Genomic DNA, 21466 nt, shown 5'->3' with positions numbered 1-21466 from the left:
TGGATTATTTTTTTAGCAAAGCATCAATTAAAGTCTGTTTATTTCCAAACTTAATTTGTTTCTTCGTCAATGAAATGCCTTCTGTACGATAAGCAATTTCTCTTAGTTTAACAACTCTCATTTTTTCTAGTTCTTCTCTAGTAAATGTTGTGTCCAAGCTATCTTCAATTTCATCAACTTGAACAAGATTTTCAGTCGTTTGTGAAGGGGCTATTTCTTCCTGAATAAGTTCGATCGCCTGAACCTCTTCAATTTCTTGAACACTTTCTTCATCTTCTTTAATGATTTCTTTTTGAGGAACTTGAATGGCACCATAGATGCGTTTTGTTTGTTCATCAACGCGTGCAATGACATGGCTTGCTAAATAGCAATCCAAATCTGCCACTGCTGCTACGGCTGCATCAACAGCTGCACGTATTGCACCTACATCACCATTTAATTGAACTGTTCTAAGTCCTGCTTTAACTGGCTCAATATTTAGCAATGTAACATTAGCTGCTTTCAATGCGGCATCTGCTGCAACAACAGCACCTAACATGCCTCGCACCTCAATTAAACCTAATGCTTCTCCTGCCATTTACATCATCCTTTTAGTAACTTTTTGGGTCACTTGCAACAGTTTGAACTGCTCTTGCAAATGCATCACAGGCAGCACGACAAGCTGATTGAGAACCAACTAATAAGCCTCCTGCGAAGTTTGTTTCACTAGGTGGACCATAGAAAGCACCTACTGTTACATCAGCCGCTTTTAAGGCTGCATCTAAACCAACCATTGCTTCTGCTGGTGGAGCAATTAGGTAAGCAATAGCTACACCCTCTTCTGCGTTTACACCAGCTGACAAATAAGAACCTGCACGTGAAATACAATGTGCAAAATAAGGAACTGTATTGTCATCATTTGCACTATAGAAACTTGCGCCATTTTCAATTTCATATACGGCAACATCTAATCCACTACGTACTTCTTCTGGGTTTGGTCCAGCAATAATACCAATAACCTCACCAGCTAATTTTGTTGAAGCATTTGCTGCACCAGCATACATACTTCTTGCATAAACTACCTCTACATCAGCTGCTTTTGTAGCTTCATCTAAAGCTACGTATGTTACATCGTCACAATCAGATGTTACAATACCTAAACTTCTGTGGTGTGGTTTTAACTCTAAAGAAGCAGCTAATCCTGCATCCACATTTGAAATAATTACTGCACTTAATACATTTGCACCAAGACGTTCGTTTTTCAAAGTCCTGACCTCCTTATGTTATTTTAAATCAATACCTGATTTCTTATTATCTAATATTTTCTTGATAATTTCAGCAACGTAAGCTCCTGCTTCAACCGCTGGCGTACCTTTTTTATGAATATTAGATACAACTGTTCTTTTTGCCTCTGGCATACCAACAGTTGGTTTATAAGCTAAATATGCACTCATTGATTCGGCAGTCACTAAACCTGGACGTTCCCCAATCAACATACACACAGCTTCTGCACCTGTAAGCTCAGCAATTTGATCCATAGATGCAACACGTGCGTGCTTAACAAATAATACTTCGTTGAATTCTAAGCCAAACATTTTTAAACCTTGTTTTAGTGCTGGCAAGAAATCTGGAATATTTGCTTCAATAGCAGCAGAACTTAATCCGTCACCAACGATAACTTGCACTTTTTGATTATGTGCACAACTCTCTTTGATAACTTGTTGTTGTTCTTCTGAGAAAATTCTTCCTAAGTCCGGACGAGTTAAATACTCATCTTTAGATGTCGCTTTTGTTTCAACTTCTTTAAAGCCCATTTTTTTAACAAATTCTTCATCTACGTATGAGAATACTGCATCTTGTGCAGCAGCATGGTCTGCTCTGAAACGTAAAACTGTTTGTGTTTTATATCTTGTTCCAGCTCTCCATAAACCTAAACGAGCAGGTGTAAAGTTTTTAATTTTACGATATGCTTCTTCATTAATAGCATTAGGTACTAAAAATTGTTTTTGAATATCTACTTCAGTAATGTCATCAATAAATCCGTCTTCTACATTACTTTGAACAGGTTTATATCCTTCAGATTGTACGGCATTACCTTGTTCTTTAGTTTCAGCAGGTTTAGTTTCTGCTCCCATTTCGCTTAATAATGAGCGAATCATTTCTTTTAATTGCAATTCATCCACTATAATGCCCTCCTAATTATTTTGTTTTCATGAAGACTGATCCATCTCCACCGATTTCAGTTAAGCGACCGTCTTTCATTAATCCCATGTTTTCCATCCATTCTTCAAACTCTTTAATTGGACGTTTATTTAATAATTCACGCATTGTAGCAGTTTCATGGTATCCAGTTGTTTGATAGTTCAACATGATATCATCTCCATGAGGAATTGCCATGATATAGTTAACTCCTGCAACACCTAACAAGACTGTTAAGTTTTCAGCATCATTTTGGTCAGCTTTCATGTGGTTAGTGTAACATACGTCACATCCCATAGAAATACCAGATAATTTACCCATAAAATGATCTTCTAAACCTGCACGAATAACTTGTTTAGAGTTGTATAAATATTCTGGTCCAATAAATCCAACAACAGTATTTACTAAGAATGGGTCATAGTGTTTAGCAAAACCATAACAACGTGCTTCCATTGTCACTTGGTCAGTATCATAATGTGCATCTGAAGATAATTCAGAACCTTGACCTGTTTCAAAATACATCACGTTTGGTCCAGCAGCAGTACCTACTTTAAGAGCAGTATCCCATGCTTCTTGAATAGTTGCAGCGTTAAATCCAAATGCCTCATTTCCTTTTTCAGAACCTGCAATAGATTGGAAAACAAGACCAGTAGGAGCACCTTGATTCATTGCTTCAATTTGTGTTGTAACATGCGCTAAAACACAATGTTGTGTAGGAATTTTATATTCTTCAATAAAATCATTAAACTTATGTAATACACGTTTTACACTTTCAGTAGAATCATCAACTGGGTTCAATCCTAAAAGAGCATCTCCTGAACCATAAGCAAAACCTTCCATTGTAGAAGCCATAATACCATCTGGATCATCTGTTGTGTGGTTAGGTTGTAAACGAGAAGAGAATGTTCCCGGTACACCGATTGTTGTATTAGCTGTTTTTGTAATCACAATTTTTTGTGCTCCAACAATTAAGTCCATATTTGTCATTAATTTTGTTACAGCTGCTACCATTTCTGATGTCAAACCACGTGAAATCCATTGAATATCAATATTTGTTGTTTTGCTATCTAAAATCCATTCACGTAATTCTTCAACTGTCCAGTTTTTAATTTTTTCATAAGTTCTCAAGTTAACGTCATCAATGATGATACGTGTTACTTCATCTTCTTCATAAGGAACAGCAGGATTGTTGAATAAATCAGACAATTTTAATTGTGCTAAAACAACTTTAGCCGCTACACGTTCCTCAGCTGATGATGCTGCTACACCTGCTAACTCATCTCCTGATTTTAATTCATTAGCTTTCGCCATGACTTCTTTTACAGACTTAAATTCATATGTTCTACCAAATAATTTGGTTTTTAGAATCATATTTTTGACCTCCTTTGTCTAGTTAAATACTAATGTTTTGACAACTACCGGTAAAACAGAACCTTCAATAACAGGTCTACCTATATCAATATAGTCCCCACTTTGTACATCAACAGAATCAATGCATACAAAAGGATAATTTTCCGGCAATTTTGCAAATAAACACTGTCCAAGTGCTTTTGCCATATCTTGTCTAACGATAATTAAAATTGGAATGTTTTTTTGAACAAAACTCTTTGTTCCATTCACTATTGCTTGAGCAAGATCACTTACACGATTGAATGAAGGGCTTTTTTCTCCTTCAAGAGCCAGTGCAACTTGTTGCACTTCATTTTCGAGCATAAACCATCTGATTTTTTCCTCAATAATTTTGCCGAACTCTTCTGAATCATGCAATTCATCAGCAGGAGCAAATTTTAAGACAGGAATGTTTTTAATTGGCAACACATTTTCAATATATGTAATTGTACTACCACTCACATCTGTCGTATGACTACCCGCTCCAACTACTGTTGCTCTAATGGTTTCAACTGACTCAATTACGTTCTTTTCATCAAAGACTTTCGAACGTCTAATAGCACGTCCTAATAATACGCCAATATCTCCAAAACGTAAATCATCACCTTCACCGAATTCTTGATTAATACAATCCGCAACTCCACCTGAGAATGATACATTGCGAATATCATAATCTAATTTTAAGCCGTGATTAGTCTGTAACAAGTCATAATACGGACTTTTCTCCCCTACACCTACAGAATTTTCAATGACACGCACCATTTCTTGAATGAGACTATCTAATTCTTGGCGATTAACAATTTGACCAACACGTAAAGAAAATTGTTTGTCTTGTATAATTGTTTGAAGTTTAGGGGCAATGTATAGCACTTTTTTAGTTGAAGGATCAATTTTTACTAATCTCCCGCCTATGTCAAAGCAAGCTGTATCAATTAAATCACCTTCTCTAAAAACTGCTAAATTCGATGTTCCTCCACCAATGTCAATATTTGCAACTGACGTATGGTGCTCTTGAGAATAAGTATGTGCACCTGCTCCTTTTCCTGCAATAATGCTCTCCAAATCTGGACCAGCTGTTGCGACTACGAAGTCGCCGGCATAACCACTCATAGCTTCAATAACATGGCTTGCGTTTTCCTTACGGGCTGTTTCTCCCGTGATAATAACTGCTCCCATTTGAATATTTTGTTTATCAATCCCTGCTTTTGCATACTCATGAGTCACAAATTGTTTAATTTTATCTACTTCAATCAAAGCATTATCATCAATAGGAGTAAACATAATATCACTCTTATACAATACTTTTTTATCCGTAATATAAACTCTAGGGATTGTGAACACAGATGCAATATTCTCAATCGTTAATTCCGAGAGTACTAGCTGAGTAGTGGATGTCCCCAAATCAATCCCTACACTCAGTATTTTATCTGACATGTGTACACCTCCAAAAAAAGACGCAAAATTACCGGATTAGTCCATAAAAATAACTAAACCGTTAACTAGCGCCATTGCTAAGACCGACCTCATTGTCAGTCACTATTAAATTTTAAATGAAACTGTAGTTAAAGTGCCCTTTTCATCTGAACGCACTTTGATTTTACCTAGCAACTTCGTTTTGACAAATTCTTCAACAATTTTCAACCCTAAATGGTCTGAAGTCACGACTTCTCTACTGTAACCCTTTCCATTGTCACTAGCTTTCATAAACATTAAACCATTTTTTTCGAAAATTTGCAAGTGTATTCTTTGTTTTTTATCAACTTTTCCTTCATTTTTAACAAAGGCATGATTAAAACTATTTTGAACAAGCTCATTGACAATTAATGACATAGCAACTGCACGATTACTATCTAGATAAATACCAGAATCAACATCTAAAATCACATCTACATCGCTCTGTTCAACACAAATGCGTTTGATATTTTCAATAACCGCTTCTATAACTTTAAACACATTAACTCTGTCATTTGTTTCCTTAGACAACAACTCATGCGTTGCTGAGATAGCAAAAATACGACTAATACTGTCCATTAACAACGCTTTAACCGTATCATTACTTCGTCTAGCTTGCAATCTTAACAACGACATGACTGTTTGTAAATTATTTTTTATACGGTGATTCATTTCTCTTAAAGCCACAGATTTGCTAACCAATTCTTGTTCATGCTTTTTCGTATCTGTAATATCTTTAAAAATCATGACTAATGTTTTAAATTTTTCAACATACGCACGTTTCAATTGGAAGAAATGGTGCCCATATTTGACTTCAACAACTTGCTCTTCAGCCCATTCATTTGACTCAAATAACGCTTTAATTTCTTCAAAACTATAGGAATCTAAAGCTAAATTATCGTAGTGCAACCCCAACAGATTATCCATATACCCAAATTTTTCGGTATAATATAGCGTAGCAGAGGGATTGTGCTGTTTTAAAATTCCATGCTCGTTAAACAACAGAATTGCATCTTGGATATATTGAGAAACGGTTATCTGCTCTAATTCCGAAAGAGCATTTGTAATTGTATAAACGTCTTTTTTATCTTTCTTTGTAAAATGCGCATCCAATTCTTTGGTTACATCTGTTTCAACGATTACAACACCAATAACATTTCCTTTTTCACGAGAAATCGGATAAACACGTTGTTGAATAGATACTCCTTCTTGAGAAAGAGCTGACAAACCTATCGTAATAGCACCAGTACGTAATGTTCTTAATACACCAGGTTCATTTTTTTGATAAGCATGTTGCCCAACAATTTGATTTTGGTATAAGCTTGCTTTATTCTTTGGTGGTTTGTGAAACACAACAACCGCTTCTTGCGAATAACTTGATTCTACATCAATAAAGACATCTTCATCTTCATACAATGCATTGTCTAATAAACGCTGTGCTTGTTCGACTAAGTAATCAATATCTTCTTGGCTTAAGTCTGTTTCTTTGTGACAAAGTTCTTGAATTATTTTCTTATATTTCATCATTCAACACCAACAATTTTGCAATATCTACCATAGGTGAACGTTTTTGCATGCTTATCGTTCTAATTTTCTTAAACGCTTCTTCTTCGCTTAATCCTTCTCTTTTCATAACGACACCCTTAGCTCTTTCGATAATAATTCTATCTTCTAATTTTCGTGTCACACGTGCAATTTCATCTGATAACGCTTGTGTTCTGATTCCATTACTAATAGCTACTTCAACTGTTGGAATTAAAGATTTAGCATCTAAAGGTTTGACCAAGTAACCACTAACCCCGTACTCTTTAGCACGTTGAGTGTACCCCTCGTCACTAAAAGCTGACAATAAAATAACACTATTCGCCAAACGATCATCAAGGATTTTCTTTGCCGCAGTTAGCCCATCTAATAAAGGCATTTTAATATCCATAATCACTAAATCTGGATGATGTTGGCGACAGCTCTCGATTGCCTCAAAACCATCTGTTGCTTCAGCCACTACTTTGTAGCCATTTTCTTCTAGAATGTCTTTAATGTCCAATCGTGTCATTGGCTCATCATCAACAATTATAATTTTTCCTTTCATCGCCTTTTCTCCTAATTCATTATTAAGATATTCCATCACGTTCTAGTAATAACCGTACGTTTGAAACCTAGTCGATTAACTAAGTCATCAATAACCGCCTCTATAGCTGACTCAACTGAAGAAACACTTCCCATCATAACAACAGAGCCTTTAAATCGATCAACATATCCAATCTCTACACCAGAGTCTTTTCTTGCCACATCAGCAGCAATCATTGCCGTTTCTCTTGGTGTCATGTGCAATATACCTATAGCATCTTGATTTTTTGTGACTAAATTAATCCGCTCAAAAATAATAGGATCTGGATTAGCTATCACATGTGCCAGAGTAATTTGTTTGCCGGGAACTGACTCTTGAATCACTCGTTTTTTCTTTTCCACTTAGGCACCCTCTTTCATGATTGACTAGTATTATGTACGTGTTACTGTTGCAACAGCAAAACCTAAAATACTCTCTAACCCATCATTGACCGCTCTTAAAGCTGCCTCAACTGAAGAAACATCTCCAGTCAGTACAACTGAACCACTAAAACGATCAACAAATCCAACTTGTACACCTGCTGCCTTAGTTGCAATATCCACCGCAATAATAGCCGCTTCACTAGGTGTAATTGTCAAAACGCCAATCGCTTCTTTTGAGTCTACCATCAATCCTAATTTTTCAAAAATCACATCATCAGGATTGGCAATCAAATGTGCCAAAGTGATTTGTTTACCCGGAACATATTCTTGAATAACTCTTTGTTTCTCTTCCAAACAATTCACCTCTTACTATACATTCAATTCTATGTCTAATACATAGCTTTTAACAACTCCACAACTTCTTCTACTTTCGGAACACGTGGATTTGTATCTGTACATCTATCTTTAATAGCCGCCTTAGCAACTTCTTCTAAATAATCAACAAATGTTTGTGATTCTACACCATATTCTTTCAAACTTGCTGGCATATCTAATGCTTTTTGTAGTTTTTGAATAGCCGTAATTAATTGACGAACACCCATAGCATCATTACTTGCTGAGCAGCCTATTAGGTTAGCTATTTGACGATAACGTTGTGCCGCACGTTTATCAAAACCTATTTTACCTGTTTTACTCATATTAGCATTATATCGAATAAGATGTGGCATAATGATACTATTTAATCGCCCATGTGGCACATGGAATTTAGCACCCGCTGCATGAGCAATTCCATGATTTAACCCTAGTGAAGCTGTATTAAATGCCATCCCTGCTAAAGTTGAAGCATTATGCATTTTCTCACGAGCTTCCATATCATTTCCATTTGCATACGCTTTTGGTAAATACTCAAACACTAATTTAATAGCTTTTTCTGCTAGAGCATCTGAAAAATCTGTCGCTTTAACAGACACATACGCTTCTATAGCGTGAGTTAAAACGTCCATACCTGTATCTGCTGTAATATTTTTTGGTAAAGTCGCAACAATAGCCGGATCTAAAATAGCAACATCTGGCAAAATATCACGAGAAATCAATGGATATTTTGTCCCTTTTTCACTATCTGTAATAATTGAAAAATCTGTCACTTCAGAGCCTGTTCCACTAGTTGTTGGAATAACAATCAATGTAGCATTTTGGAATACTTGTTGTTGTTTCCCAAAATAATAAATAGCTTTTGAAGCATCAATAGCTGAACCTCCACCAATCGCCATTACGATTGTTATATGTTTTCCTGCTCCTTCTTGAATGCCTTTTACAACAACTTCAATCGGAGGATCTGGAATAATTTCACTAAATACATGTACTTGATTACTTGAATCAATACGATGTAATATATTTTCTAATTGTTCTGTTCCTTTTAAAAATGGGTCGATCACAACTAAAAAACTTTCATTCTTGTACTGCTCTAATTGTTGTAGAGCATCTGTACCAAAACATAATTCTGTCTTGTATACTATTTTTTCCATAGAACTCTCCTTTCCTAAATCAATTAAGAAGGAAGTAGAGTGATTTTCATTGGGGAACTCTACGCACCTTGTTGTTAAACACGCCTTTGTGCCCTATGTATAAGAATACCATGTTAACGTTTTTAACGTCAATAGTTTTTCAATGAAAAAACAGTTATGTTTTTATGAATTAACTAGACTCTATTTGCTTATAGCACCTTTTTTAACTCATCATTATGAAACACATTCTTCTATTTGAACACTTTTCACGAAAAATATCAAATAACATCTTGCATTTTCTCTAAAAATTAGATATACTTATGTTCAAATAATGACGATATATAAGGGAGTAACTGGCACGTAGTGCGGTAACATCAACAACAAGCATACGCTGGTGTTATCTTAAACGGTGAGACTTATAGATACAGCACGTTGTATCTGTAAGTCTTTTTCTTATTAAGCGTGATTAAAAATATCAAGGAGGACATTTATGTCAGAACAAAATTTTTTCTCAATGGAAGAACAAGAAGTGTTTGCTACTTTAGACAGTTCAAAATCAGGATTAAGTTCCCAAGAAGCAAAACATCGTCTTGAAAAATACGGTGAAAACATTCTTGAAGAGGGCGAAAAAAGAAGTCTGCTTCAAAAATTTATTGACCAATTCAAAGACTTTATGATTGCTATTTTAGTGATATCAGCCATTGCATCAGTTGTCGTATCATTTGTAGAGGGAGAACCTGATTTCCATGATGCTATTATTATTATGCTCGTTGTTATCTTAAACGCTGTTTTAGGTGTTGCTCAAGAAGCAAAAGCTGAAGAGGCAGTGAACGCATTGAAAAAAATGGCTTCCCCAGCAGCACGTGTTATCCGTGACGGGCATACACTTTCTTTAAAAAGTGAAGAAATCGTCATTGGTGATATCGTTCTTTTAGAAGCTGGAGATGTTGTTCCAGCAGACCTACGTTTACTTGAAGCCAATTCATTAAAAATTGAAGAGGCTGCTTTGACAGGTGAATCTGTCCCAGTTGAAAAATCTCTTACTATCCCAGAAACACAAGAGGCTGGCATTGGCGATCGCATCAACATGGCATTTTCAAGCACAAACGTCACTTATGGACGTGGTATGGGAATTGTATGTGCTACAGGTATGTCTACTGAAGTAGGAAAAATTGCAAGCATGCTTGTATCAGAAAAAGAAAGCAAAACACCTCTTCAAGAAAACCAAGATCAACTTGGAAAATGGTTAACCATTGCCATTTTAATTATTGCAGCTATCATCTTTGGTATTGGTTTACTCCAAGGACGTGAAGCTACTGTCATGCTTTTAACGGCTATTTCTATTGCAGTTGCTGCTATTCCAGAAGGCTTACCTGCTATTTCAACCATTATTCTAGCCCTAGGTACACGTACCATGGCAGATAAACAAGCTCTTGTGCGTAAATTACCTGCAGTTGAAACATTAGGAGGCACAGAAATTATTTGTTCTGACAAAACAGGAACATTAACACTCAATCAGATGACTGTTGAAAAAATCTTTTACAACAATGAACTCCACGATTCTACTGAAGATATTGTTTCCGATTTAACTGTCCTTCGTTCTGTTATCCTAGCAAACGACACAAAATTCGATGCTACAGGAAATTTAATTGGTGACCCAACAGAAACAGCATTTATCCAATTTGGGTTAGATAAGCATATCAATATTTCAGATATGTTAAGTCAATACCCACGCATTGCCGAAGTTCCGTTTGACTCTGATCGTAAATTGATGTCAACTATTCATCAATTACCAGACAATCGCTATTTAGTCGCTGTAAAAGGTGCTCCAGATCAATTATTAAATCGTTGTGTATCTTATGACAACAACGGAACCATTGAAGCGTTAAACGAAGATACTCAACAATTGATTTCTGCAAACAATTCCGCAATGGCTAGACAAGCATTACGCGTTTTAGCAGGAGCATATACATTTATTGATGCATTACCTGAAACAATTAGTTCTGAAACAATCGAAAAAGACCTTATTTTTGCTGGATTGGTAGGTATGATTGACCCTGAACGTACAGAAGCTGCCGAAGCTATTGCTGTAGCAAAACAAGCAGGTATTCGTACAATTATGATTACAGGAGATCATCGTGATACCGCTGAAGCTATTGCAAAACGTCTAGGGATTATTGAAGACAATCAAACAGATGCCGTCTTAACCGGTGCTCAACTTGATGGACTATCTGATGAAGAGCTACGCCAACACGTTGCTCAATATTCCGTTTATGCTCGTGTATCACCAGAACATAAAGTACGTATTGTAAAAGCATGGCAATCACACAATAAAGTTGTTGCTATGACTGGAGACGGTGTTAATGATGCACCGTCATTAAAAGCTGCCGATATTGGTATTGGTATGGGAATTACTGGTACAGAAGTATCCAAAGGTGCCTCTGATATGGTTCTTGCAGACGATAACTTCAAAACAATCGTTGCTGCTGTTGAAGAAGGACGCAAAGTATTTTCTAATATCCAAAAAGCCGTACAATACCTACTATCTGCCAATTTAGGTGAAGTATTGACTCTATTTATCGCCACAATGGCTGGTTGGTCTATTTTAGCCCCTATTCACATCTTATGGATTAACTTGGTAACTGACGTATTCCCTGCCATCGCTCTAGGTTTAGAAGAAAGCGATAAAGGTGTCATGCAATTAAAACCTCGTGGAAAAAGCTCAAACTTCTTATCTAACGGAGTTTTAGAAAGCATTATTTACCAAGGAATTTTAGAGGCTAGTTTAACACTAGGAATTTACTGGTATGCTGAAATGCACTATAACCATTTAGTAGCACAAACAATGGCATTTGTGACATTAGGATTAATCCAACTATTCCACGCATTCAATGTGAAATACGTTTACGATTCATTGTTCACATCTAAACCATTCCAAAACAAATGGTTCAACTACGCAGTTGTTGTTTCGGCTATGCTATTATTAGCCGTTGTCATTATCCCAGGAGTAAACACATTCTTCGACTCCGCAAGTCTATCAGGTATACAATGGCTCATTGTTTTTGGCGTTGCATTCTCGATTATTCCAATCGTTGAATTATGTAAAATCATCCTCCGCCTAGCTCATAAACGTTAAATAAAAAAGCAATAAATCTCTAGTTTAGAGGTCTATTGCTTTTTTTGTCTAGTTTTTTTAAAATGCCTACTTTGTTTCAACAACTATCTCAAAATAACTATCCCGTTTTTAATATCTTGCATATATCTTTTATATTCAAAAGCATATATCGAATACACTGCTCTTTAAACTAACAACACCTTTCAACAAGATGTCTCAAATGATAACAGTAGACCTTATCACTTTTAATTTCTCCTCTTTATCATATTGTTAATCTAGCCAAGGATTACTCAATATGCCATATTAATAAAAATAGCAATATTTAAACCTATGATTTATAAAATTTACCTTATTAGAATCAGATTTTTCTTTTAAAATGAGAATAGCATAAAATTTACACAAATAATAAAATAATCACTTGAAAAGGAAATCGCTTTACCCTATAATGAGGAGTATCATTGACAGTGAAAGAACAATGGCGTGTCTTTCGTTTGCATAGAAGCAACTTAATTGTTAATTGGTACAACGCGTTGAATATTATTTTATTATCATTTAAGGAGATACACAAACCCATGAAAAAATCAATGAAATTTTTATTAACTTCTACTGCCGTTTTAACTTTATTGACAGCTTGCCAAACACCAAGTAATCAGGCAAACCAAACAAGTTCTACTGTACAAAGCACACAAGCAGTAACTTTAGAACGTGGTGTTTGGGAAGATAAATTGTACGAACGTTTAACAAAAATCATTAGTGAAAACGGAAAATTGAGTACAGGTTATGACGCAAATAACAAACCTTATGCCGTTTTCGATTGGGATAACACAACTATTATCAATGATATTGGTGAAGCAACATTCACTTACCAAATTTCAAACTTAGAATTTAAAATGACACCTGAGCAATTCGATGTAGCTATTCGTAAAAACTTACCATCTGATAACTTTGCTGCTGAATGGAACAACAAAGACGGACAAAGTGTCAACATTGATAAAATCGCTAAAGACTTATTAAGTGATTATACTTATTTATATAACAACTATTCTGGTATGAAAGGTTCTCAATCTTTAGAAACAGTTAAAGAAAGCGACCAATACAAAGACTTTAGTGCTAAATTACGTTATTTATATGAGGCTGTTGGAGATTCATTCAGTTCAGATATTAGCTACCCATGGGTAACTTACTTATTCGCTGGATTCACATCAGAAGAAGTACAAGCCTTAACAACAAAATCTATCGATTACTCTTTAGCCGACAAATTAGAATATCAAACTTGGGAGAGTCCAGAAACATTAAAAGGAGAAGCAGGACAAGTATCTGTGAAATTCAAAACCGGTATTCGTAGCGTTGCCGAAATGCAAAACTTGTATAAAACATTAATGGAAAACGGCATTGACGTATACGTTTGCTCTGCATCTTATTATGATGTTATTATTCCTTATGCAACAAGTAGCAAATACGGATACAATGTACCAAAAGAAAACGTTACTGCAATGCGTTTAGCAAAAGATGCAAACGGCGTTATTCAATCTGAATTAGACAGTAACTATTCTCAAACACAAGGAAAAGGTAAAACAGAAACAATTAATAAATGGATTGCTTCTAAACATGCAAATAAACAACCTATCCTAATTGGTGGAGATAGTAACGGAGATGTGGCGATGTTATCTGACTTCCCAGAATTAAAAGCAGGTATTATTTTCAACCGCCTAAAAGCAACTGAAAAAGGTATCGGAAAATTATCAAAAGAAGCTGTAGACACATACGATAAAACGCCTTTATACTTCCTACAAGGTCGTGATGAAAACAAAGGTATCTTATTACATGGACGTGAAACAATTCTTTTAGGTAAAGATAAAGCAGAATTATTGAAAAAATAAAACTTATCAAAATAGCCAGTAGCAAGCCTTACTTGCTACTGGCTATTTTGATAGGCAAACCTAAACCTCAATTTAAAATCCTGTATCATTCTAGTTATCATTAGTCATAACTAATCAATGATTTAATCGGATACCCTTTTAATTTCTCACGTCCATTTAACCCAGTTAATTCAATGATAAACATAATCCCTGCAACAATTCCACCTTGTGCTTCTACTATTTGAATAGTCGCTTCAATCGTTCCGCCTGTTGCCAACAAATCATCACAAATCAATACACGCTGTCCGGGTTTAATTGATCCTGTATTCATCTCTAAAACAGCCTCACCATACTCCAATTCATAAGACACAGAAATGGTTTCTCCTGCCAACTTTCCCTGTTTACGTACTGGAACAAATCCAACACCTAACTGATGTGCAACAGGACAACCAAATAAGAAACCTCTTGCTTCTGGTCCAATAACGACGTCTACTTGTTGTTCTTTAGCATACGTTGCAAACTCATTTGTGACATACTGATATAATTCTCCATTTGCAATTAAGGGCATAGTATCACGGAATAAAATACCTTTTTTTGGAAAATCTGGGATAGTTAAAATATGTTCTTCAATATTCATTACTTTTCTTCCTTACGTACATAATTTTTTAATTGCTCACTAATACGACTAAACTGTGTATACAACAATATTTTTTCAATATCTATTTTTTCTAAATGTTGTTTAAATCGTTTTGTCTGCTCTAGGTTTTGTTTTTGAGATACTTCTTGATAAGTTAATAAACCTTGCTCAATGGTAATGACACCTGTCTCCACAAAAACTTGAAGCATTAAAATGAGCATCTCTTTACTTAATTTTGTCATACTTACAAGTTGCTCTAAATGGTCTTTAATAGAAAAACCAGTCTTATTATAAAGAATTTTATATAAATGTGCAAATTGCTGCCTTGTCGGTATTCCCGTTAAATACGCACTCACTTGGGTGTGTGCCTGTATATACACATTTTGGCACGTCACTTTGGCTAAAGCACACTCTAATTCCTTTAATGATTGCGGACAATCAAATAAGACGACATTTTCAACATCTTGTTCGCTAAGTTCAGCATAATAGACAGCACGACTACTTTTATCAATCTTAGGACTAAAATAATCATAATATTTACTATCTGAAAATAAATATATCGCTTGTGGTATCTCTAAAATAGCCGGCTTTATTTGTGTAGAACGCATGTCAAAAAATTGAACTTCTGTAATGCGTGTATCAACAATTTGTGCTTGCGCTCTTTCTAAACCATTCCATTCATTAATTGACAAGCGTGCAATAAAATCAGCAACAACACCATCTTTCAAAAAAGGAATATACTGCTGTGCATTAAAATAAATTATATCTAATGTCTGGCATACCCCTTTTAGATGTTGTGCATGTGTTCCAATTGCTTTCATTTGCGTGATACTTTCTTGTTCTAACAACACAAGTGGACGTTGATTATCTATGCCAAAAGGTGCTAGTTTTTCAATATCATGAATAAGAGTTAGTGTGCAATCAGTCGAGGATATCACCATATCATACTGAAGCACTTTTTGTGTACCATCAGGCACTTCACGAGCTAGTGCCTCTTGCAATTGTGCAATATTATTTACAGAAATACTCATACCCGCAGCCATGTGATGCCCACCAAATTTTTCAAGCAAATGGGAATGGTTCTGTAAAAGAGTATATAAGTTGACACTTTCTACACTTCTTCCTGATCCTTTTGCCATTTGTGTATCAGAGTCAATTTGTAAAAGAATTGTCGGTTTCCCTGTCTTTTCAACTACACGACTAGCTACAATACCTAATACACCTGCATGCCATTTCTCATCCGCCAAAACAATGGCATTAGGATAAGGATATACGAGTTTCTGTTCAATATCTTGCACAATAGTATCGACGATATGTTTCCGTTCATTATTTTTTTGAGTAAGCAGTTCAACTAATTTATCTGCCTCTTCATCATCAAAAGTTATTAGCAATTCTACACCGGGAGTTGCATCATCTAAACGACCTAGAGCATTTAAACGTGGAGCAATACCAAACCCTATCGTATCTGCTGTTATATTATCAGCACTAACACCGATACTCTCCAATAATTTAAGTAATCCCACACGTTGTGTCTGCTTTAACAGATTAAGCCCATAGGAAACAAGCACTCTATTCTCATTTGTTAAACTGACTAAATCCGCCACTGTTCCGATTGCAACAATATCTAAACTTTCTAATGGAATATCCTCCAACAATGCACACGCCACTTTAAATGCAACACCAGCACCAGATAAATCCCCAAAAGGATACTGTCCTAAAGGGTGTCTGGGATGAACTATTGCATACGCTTGTGGCAAATGCTCTGGAAGTTCATGATGATCCGTAACAATAACGTCCACTCCCTGATCCATTGCCCATTCAATAGCCTCATGTCCTGCCACTCCATTATCACAAGTGACAATTAATTGCGTTTTTTCAACATCAATCATGTATTGAAATACATCTTTATTCGGTCCATAACCGTCTGTAAAACGATTAGGCAAATAAAAATGGACGTCTCCGCCTAACATTTCAACTGCCTCTACTAGAATTGTCGTACTTGTCATTCCATCAGCATCATAATCACCATAAATTAAAATGCGTTCACCTCGTGCAATAGCCTCTCGAATACGTTGAACAGCTTTTTGCATATCATACATTAAAAAAGGATCATGCAACTGCTCTAAATTAGGATTTAAAAACGCTTCTAAGTCCTCTTTAGAGGTAATTCCCCTTTGCAAACACAATGTTGCAAAAGATTCACTCATCCCAGTTTCCTCTTTAAATTGTTGAATACACTCTTCACTAGGCAAAGCCTTAGCTTGCCAAATAAACTGTGATGTTTTCGCCATAATCTCTCCACTCCATTTTATCCACTTCATTATACCAAAAACAAAACATATACATCAATTACGATCTATCTATTCCATAAAAATCTTTTATTAAATTTACAAAAATACGCATTAACATGCATTTGTGATGTCATTCTACACATTAAAATCGTTTTTTGTTCCTCGTACTATCCTGCTTTTTTCCATAATTCTACCCATTTTGTGCCTGTCCAGACACTCTACGCCTATATCATATTAAGCGGATAAACGTAACACTAAGCCATGCGACTGAATTATATTTTATCCTAGCTCAATGTATTGCTCAATCTACTTAACCCCCGCTTTTAACAAAAATAGAACTCCGTCTAATCTGCTCTGTGTTCTCTTATTCTTTTGGTATGCTCTGTTCACTCAAGAGAATCCTTTTTTCTATACTTCACTCACTCACAACGTGCTATATCCCCTTACAACATACTCTCTTTCAGTAAAAAATAAGCATACAAAAACTCGTCCTATACCATAGATTCTTAAATAAAGCACATAATACCTAATAAATAGTAAAACACATTACCCATGCTTACTATTAACAAAAAAATATTCCTTTTAAATGATTAGTAGCAACAAAACGAATGCTCCTTATAGCCCACATTAAAATCCTTTTCCACCTATCCCACCACTTTTTATCCTTTGGAAACACCAGTAAAATTAAACTCTTGACATTGCACATAACAATCACATGCTCCAATATGACATTCTATCCCACCTTATACGTTTAAATCAGCTTTCAACAACCATGTGCATAACTGTTTACACTTAAAATATAAGAATTACTCCTATAGGAAGTTTATATAATTTTAAGCATACAGTATTAACTATACCAGTTATCTCAATTTGATTTATTATATAATGATTTATCTAATGTAAGTTTGTTTATGCCCTTTTCTATCCCTTCGTTTTATCTAAAAAACAAATTTTTTTCACTCAATTACCGTGTTAGTGAACTTTTTTATTTTATTTTTATTGGTGTTCAATGCAATCAGGCATCTTCATTGCCTGAAGATGCCTGATTTTGTTTCATTTAATGATTAAATATAATAAGATTATTCAACTGCCTTATATTGTTATGCTATATCTGGCATGTGCAAATGATAAGCCTATTTATCATTTGCATTCCCCTAGCTATTTCACTCCACAACATTGTGTACTGGCAGCCTTCTCTACTGTAATTTACTCACTACATCATGCCCATTCCTGGAGCACCCATTGTTTGTGGGTGTGATGGCATTTGCTCACTTTCTTTGTCTGCAATAACTGCCTCTGTTGTTAATAATAGTGCAGATACACTAGCAGCATTTTGCAAAGCTGAACGTGTCACTTTAGTTGGATCTACAATCCCTGCTTCAATCATGTTAACCCATTCATCTGTAGCAGCATTATAGCCAATGCCTGCTTCTTTATCTTTTAATTGAGATACAATAACTGAACCTTCTAAACCAGCATTTTCAGCAATTTGACGCATCGGTTCTTCTAAAGCACGTACAACAATACGCACACCTGTTGCTACATCTCCTGTTGCTTCAATTTCAGATACTTCTTTTTGTACAGATACTAATGCTGTCCCACCACCAGGTACAATTCCTTCAGCTACTGCTGCACGTGTTGCATTCAAAGCATCTTCAATACGTAATTTACGTTCTTTCAATTCTGTTTCAGTTGCAGCACCTACTTTAATGACAGCTACACCACCTGACAATTTTGCCAAACGTTCTTGTAATTTTTCACGATCAAAATCAGATTTTGTTTCCTCAATATGCGCTTTAATCAATTTAATACGATTAGTAATAGCTTCTTTTGCTCCTGCACCCTCAACAATAGTTGTTGTATCTTTTGTCACAACAATTTTACCTGCTGAACCTAATTGTTGCATTGTCATATCTTTTAATTCCAAGCCTAAATCTTGCGTAATCACTGTTGCACCAGTCAACGTTGCAATATCTTCCAACATAGCTTTACGACGATCTCCAAAACCTGGAGCTTTCACTGCTACAACATTGAATGTTCCACGAATTTTGTTCAATACTAGTGTTGGCAATGCTTCACCGTCTACATCATCAGCAATCACTAACAATGCACGTCCTTGTTGAACAATTTGTTCTAATACAGGCACAATCTCTTGAATATTAGAGATTTTTTTATCTGTAATTAAAATATATGGGTTTTCCAACACTGATTCCATTTTATCTGTATCAGTTGCCATATATTGAGATAAATATCCTCGATCAAACTGCATGCCTTCAACAACATCTAATTCTGTTTCAATTCCTTTTGATTCTTCAATTGTAATAACACCGTCATTACCAACACGTTCCATTGCTTCAGCTAACAACTCTCCAATTTCAGCATCTCCAGATGAAATAGCTGCAACTTGTGCAATTGCACTTTTTGACTCTACTGGTTTTGACATGTTGTGTAAAGCATCTACAGCCACTTTCGTTGCTAATTCAATTCCACGACGAATACCAACAGGATTTGCACCAGCTGTTACGTTTTTCAATCCCTCACGCACAATAGCTTGCGTTAATACTGTCGCTGTTGTTGTTCCATCTCCAGCAATATCATTTGTTTTTGAAGCAACTTCAGCAACTAATTTTGCACCCATGTTTTCAAAATGGTCTTCTAATTCAATATCTTTTGCAATTGTTACACCATCATTTGTAATTAATGGTGATCCAAAAGATTTCTCTAATACAACATTACGTCCTTTTGGTCCTAATGTTACTTTAACTGTATTTGCTAAAATATCTACACCACGTAGCATACTTGCACGTGCATCTTCTGAAAATTTAATATCTTTTGCCATAATCTTCCTCCTACTCTACTACTGCCACCAAGTTTTCAACTTTAACGACAATATATTCCTTTCCTGCACTCTCAACAGTCATTCCTGCAAATTTCTCAAACACAACATCATCGCCAACTTTTACATCTGTAACATCTGATGCTACAGCGACAACACGTGCAATATTTTCATTAACTGATGAACTTCCAGGCAATAATAAACTGCCGACTTTTTTTTCTTCTTCTCTAACATACTCTAATACAACACGATTAGATAATGGTTTTAACATAGGTTTTCCTCCTTTTCTTTTGGCACTCTAATACAAAGAGTGCTAACACATCTACTATACTACCAAGAATTACATTTTTTTTCAAGTATTTATGTTTATTTTTATCATACTCCTTCTATTCCTTTATACTAGCGTATTTTGTATAGCACTCCAATTAAAGATAGTACACATGAAACTAGATTTTATAGCCACCCACAAAAATTCTCGTATGTTATACTTTCGTGACTGCTTCCTAAACAAACACACGAAAAAATAGGTGAACGATTTCTATATATACATGAACAACATATTAAGTCTGAAAATACTAAAAAAGCGATTAGACCTAATCGCTTCAGACTGTCGACAAATATAACTGTCAACAATCTTTTTTCGTATAAAATAAATTGTTATACGGCTTACCACAATGTACATGATACATTGCTCGTTCCCTTACCTTGTAGGGAACGAAGCTATTCGTATAACACTTATTTTATAAGGTTACCCTCACTAACTGTTATAATATATACTGAAAGGATACAACTACTATGTTCTATCAAGGTAACTCGCCACAAGACGAATTTATTCTTTTTACGTTGTCGCAACTTGTCCCAGAAAATCATTTACTTAGAAAAATAGATAAACATATTGATTTTTCTTTTATTTATGACTTAACCTCTCCATATTACAGTCACCATTCAGGACGCAACAGCTTAGACCCTATTTTATTATTCAAATTGGTTTTCTTAAAAGACCTCTATGGCATAAAATCAATGCGTGAAACTATTAAACGTACAGAAACAGATGTGGCATTTAGATTGTTTTTAAATTTACCTTTTTCCAAATCTGCCCCTCACTATTCTACATTTTCTCAAAATTATATCCGTCGTTTTAAAGATACAACTGTTTTCGAAAATATTTTTACAGAAATTTTAACTCAAGCTATCCAACATAATTTAGTTTCTGGTACAGCTTTATTTACTGATTCTACACACATCAAAGCTAATGCCAATAAAAATAAATTTAGAAATGTTATTATTGAAACCGTAAAAGAGAGAAAACAAGCATTTGAGAATGAGATTAATAATGAGCGTGAGGCTATTTCAAATATAAATAAAATATAGTTGTTAATCATAACAACTATATGGACAAAATATGGACAAACCCATTATAAACATTGATAAATCAACTATATTTACGTTTCAGGAGGGATTCGAACCCCCGACCGTTCGCTTAGAAGGCGAATGCTCTATCCTGCTGAGCTACTGAAACAAGACATTTATTATTATATTTTTTTATGCTCTTGTTGTCAAGAGGTTTTTGAAAAAAATACATAGCTTTATCAATCGAATGTGATAATGTCTTAAAGTAATCGAATGACAAAATGTCCCAAAATGATAAACTAGAGATATGAAAAGGATAGAATTAACAGTGAATGAAATAAAAAAATATAACGTCATCAAAGCC

General features: G+C 35.2%; 17 protein-coding genes and 1 tRNA gene. 3 read left to right on the top strand and 15 right to left on the bottom strand.

Annotated features, from left to right (window positions below; genetic code table 11):
- Positions 1-4: 4 nt before the first annotated feature.
- The 10 genes from E4T68_RS03345 to E4T68_RS03300 all read right to left on the bottom strand — a co-directional run bounded on the left by E4T68_RS03345 (position 5) and on the right by E4T68_RS03300 (position 9035).
- Positions 5-577 (bottom strand): BMC domain-containing protein, encoded by a 573-nt coding sequence (locus E4T68_RS03345; RefSeq protein ID WP_135124114.1) that lies wholly within the window; start codon positions 575-577, stop codon positions 5-7.
- Positions 578-590: 13 nt separating this feature from the next.
- A complete protein-coding gene (gene eutL, locus E4T68_RS03340; protein WP_135124112.1) occupies positions 591-1244 on the bottom strand; it encodes an ethanolamine utilization microcompartment protein EutL in 654 nt (217 codons plus the stop codon).
- Positions 1245-1262: 18 nt separating this feature from the next.
- Complete coding sequence (eutC, locus tag E4T68_RS03335; protein WP_135124110.1) at positions 1263-2162, bottom strand: ethanolamine ammonia-lyase subunit EutC; 900 nt, start codon at positions 2160-2162, stop codon at positions 1263-1265.
- 16 nt (positions 2163-2178) lie between these two features.
- Entirely contained in the window at positions 2179-3549 is a 1371-nt protein-coding gene (locus E4T68_RS03330) for an ethanolamine ammonia-lyase subunit EutB (RefSeq protein WP_135124108.1), read from the bottom strand.
- An 18-nt stretch (positions 3550-3567) separates the two neighbouring features.
- Positions 3568-5001, bottom strand: coding sequence for an ethanolamine ammonia-lyase reactivating factor EutA (gene eutA / locus E4T68_RS03325; RefSeq protein WP_135124106.1), 1434 nt, complete (start codon positions 4999-5001; stop codon positions 3568-3570).
- Between the two features lie 105 nt (positions 5002-5106).
- Positions 5107-6543, bottom strand: coding sequence for a sensor histidine kinase (locus tag E4T68_RS03320; protein ID WP_167753793.1), 1437 nt, complete (start codon positions 6541-6543; stop codon positions 5107-5109).
- Positions 6533-7108, bottom strand: a complete 576-nt coding sequence (locus tag E4T68_RS03315; RefSeq protein ID WP_135124102.1) for an ANTAR domain-containing response regulator — start codon at positions 7106-7108, stop codon at positions 6533-6535. The genes E4T68_RS03320 and E4T68_RS03315 overlap by 11 nt, the downstream gene beginning before the upstream one ends.
- A gap of 35 nt (positions 7109-7143) precedes the next feature.
- Positions 7144-7488 (bottom strand): BMC domain-containing protein, encoded by a 345-nt coding sequence (locus E4T68_RS03310; protein WP_135124100.1) that lies wholly within the window; start codon positions 7486-7488, stop codon positions 7144-7146.
- 30 nt (positions 7489-7518) lie between these two features.
- Positions 7519-7863: a BMC domain-containing protein gene (locus tag E4T68_RS03305; RefSeq protein ID WP_135124098.1), complete on the bottom strand. Its 345-nt coding sequence runs from the start codon at positions 7861-7863 to the stop codon at positions 7519-7521.
- Positions 7864-7898: 35 nt separating this feature from the next.
- The gene (locus E4T68_RS03300; RefSeq protein WP_135124096.1) at positions 7899-9035 is read right to left on the bottom strand and encodes a 1-propanol dehydrogenase PduQ; all 1137 of its coding nucleotides are present in this window, start codon (positions 9033-9035) and stop codon (positions 7899-7901) included.
- 469 nt (positions 9036-9504) lie between these two features.
- On the opposite strand from E4T68_RS03300, the gene E4T68_RS03295 reads away from it, so the two are divergent.
- Both E4T68_RS03295 and E4T68_RS03290 read left to right on the top strand, forming a co-directional pair.
- A complete protein-coding gene (locus E4T68_RS03295) occupies positions 9505-12150 on the top strand; it encodes a cation-translocating P-type ATPase (protein WP_135124094.1) in 2646 nt (881 codons plus the stop codon).
- Positions 12151-12701: 551 nt separating this feature from the next.
- Positions 12702-14009 carry a haloacid dehalogenase-like hydrolase gene (locus E4T68_RS03290; protein WP_135124092.1) on the top strand — a complete coding sequence of 436 codons (1308 nt, stop codon included), beginning with the start codon at positions 12702-12704 and terminating at the stop codon, positions 14007-14009.
- Positions 14010-14109: 100 nt separating this feature from the next.
- Here E4T68_RS03290 and E4T68_RS03285 read toward each other — a convergent pair whose 3' ends face one another.
- The 4 genes from E4T68_RS03285 to E4T68_RS03270 all read right to left on the bottom strand — a co-directional run bounded on the left by E4T68_RS03285 (position 14110) and on the right by E4T68_RS03270 (position 20023).
- A complete protein-coding gene (locus tag E4T68_RS03285; RefSeq protein WP_135124090.1) occupies positions 14110-14625 on the bottom strand; it encodes an adenine phosphoribosyltransferase in 516 nt (171 codons plus the stop codon).
- Positions 14625-16916, bottom strand: a complete 2292-nt coding sequence (gene recJ / locus E4T68_RS03280; RefSeq protein ID WP_167753792.1) for a single-stranded-DNA-specific exonuclease RecJ — start codon at positions 16914-16916, stop codon at positions 14625-14627. Before recJ ends, E4T68_RS03285 begins: the two co-directional genes overlap by 1 nt.
- 1213 nt (positions 16917-18129) lie before the next feature.
- Entirely contained in the window at positions 18130-19755 is a 1626-nt protein-coding gene (gene groL / locus E4T68_RS03275; RefSeq protein WP_135124086.1) for a chaperonin GroEL, read from the bottom strand.
- A gap of 10 nt (positions 19756-19765) precedes the next feature.
- The gene (locus E4T68_RS03270; protein ID WP_135124084.1) at positions 19766-20023 is read right to left on the bottom strand and encodes a co-chaperone GroES; all 258 of its coding nucleotides are present in this window, start codon (positions 20021-20023) and stop codon (positions 19766-19768) included.
- Between the two features lie 524 nt (positions 20024-20547).
- Between E4T68_RS03270 and E4T68_RS03265 the strand changes: the two genes are divergently transcribed.
- Entirely contained in the window at positions 20548-21123 is a 576-nt protein-coding gene (locus tag E4T68_RS03265; protein WP_135124082.1) for a transposase, read from the top strand.
- A 74-nt stretch (positions 21124-21197) separates the two neighbouring features.
- Here E4T68_RS03265 and E4T68_RS03260 read toward each other — a convergent pair.
- A tRNA-Arg gene (locus E4T68_RS03260) sits at positions 21198-21271 on the bottom strand.
- Positions 21272-21466: the final 195 nt, after the last annotated feature.

It is taken from the genome of Granulicatella sp. WM01 (assembly GCF_004570605.1).
GTDB lineage: Bacteria > Bacillota > Bacilli > Lactobacillales > Aerococcaceae > WM01.
This window is presented reverse-complemented; position numbering and strand designations above follow the sequence as displayed.

Coding starts and splice junctions, on each gene's coding strand:
- E4T68_RS03295 (WP_135124094.1), top strand. CDS start 9,505: ATGTCAGAACAAAATTTTTTCTCAATGGAAGAACAAGAAGTGTTTGCT.
- recJ (WP_167753792.1), bottom strand. CDS start 16,916: ATGGCGAAAACATCACAGTTTATTTGGCAAGCTAAGGCTTTGCCTAGT.
- E4T68_RS03320 (WP_167753793.1), bottom strand. CDS start 6,543: ATGAAATATAAGAAAATAATTCAAGAACTTTGTCACAAAGAAACAGAC.
- E4T68_RS03300 (WP_135124096.1), bottom strand. CDS start 9,035: ATGGAAAAAATAGTATACAAGACAGAATTATGTTTTGGTACAGATGCT.
- E4T68_RS03315 (WP_135124102.1), bottom strand. CDS start 7,108: ATGAAAGGAAAAATTATAATTGTTGATGATGAGCCAATGACACGATTG.
- E4T68_RS03345 (WP_135124114.1), bottom strand. CDS start 577: ATGGCAGGAGAAGCATTAGGTTTAATTGAGGTGCGAGGCATGTTAGGT.
- E4T68_RS03290 (WP_135124092.1), top strand. CDS start 12,702: ATGAAAAAATCAATGAAATTTTTATTAACTTCTACTGCCGTTTTAACT.
- eutA (WP_135124106.1), bottom strand. CDS start 5,001: ATGTCAGATAAAATACTGAGTGTAGGGATTGATTTGGGGACATCCACT.
- groL (WP_135124086.1), bottom strand. CDS start 19,755: ATGGCAAAAGATATTAAATTTTCAGAAGATGCACGTGCAAGTATGCTA.
- E4T68_RS03330 (WP_135124108.1), bottom strand. CDS start 3,549: ATGATTCTAAAAACCAAATTATTTGGTAGAACATATGAATTTAAGTCT.
- E4T68_RS03265 (WP_135124082.1), top strand. CDS start 20,548: ATGTTCTATCAAGGTAACTCGCCACAAGACGAATTTATTCTTTTTACG.
- E4T68_RS03285 (WP_135124090.1), bottom strand. CDS start 14,625: ATGAATATTGAAGAACATATTTTAACTATCCCAGATTTTCCAAAAAAA.
- E4T68_RS03270 (WP_135124084.1), bottom strand. CDS start 20,023: ATGTTAAAACCATTATCTAATCGTGTTGTATTAGAGTATGTTAGAGAA.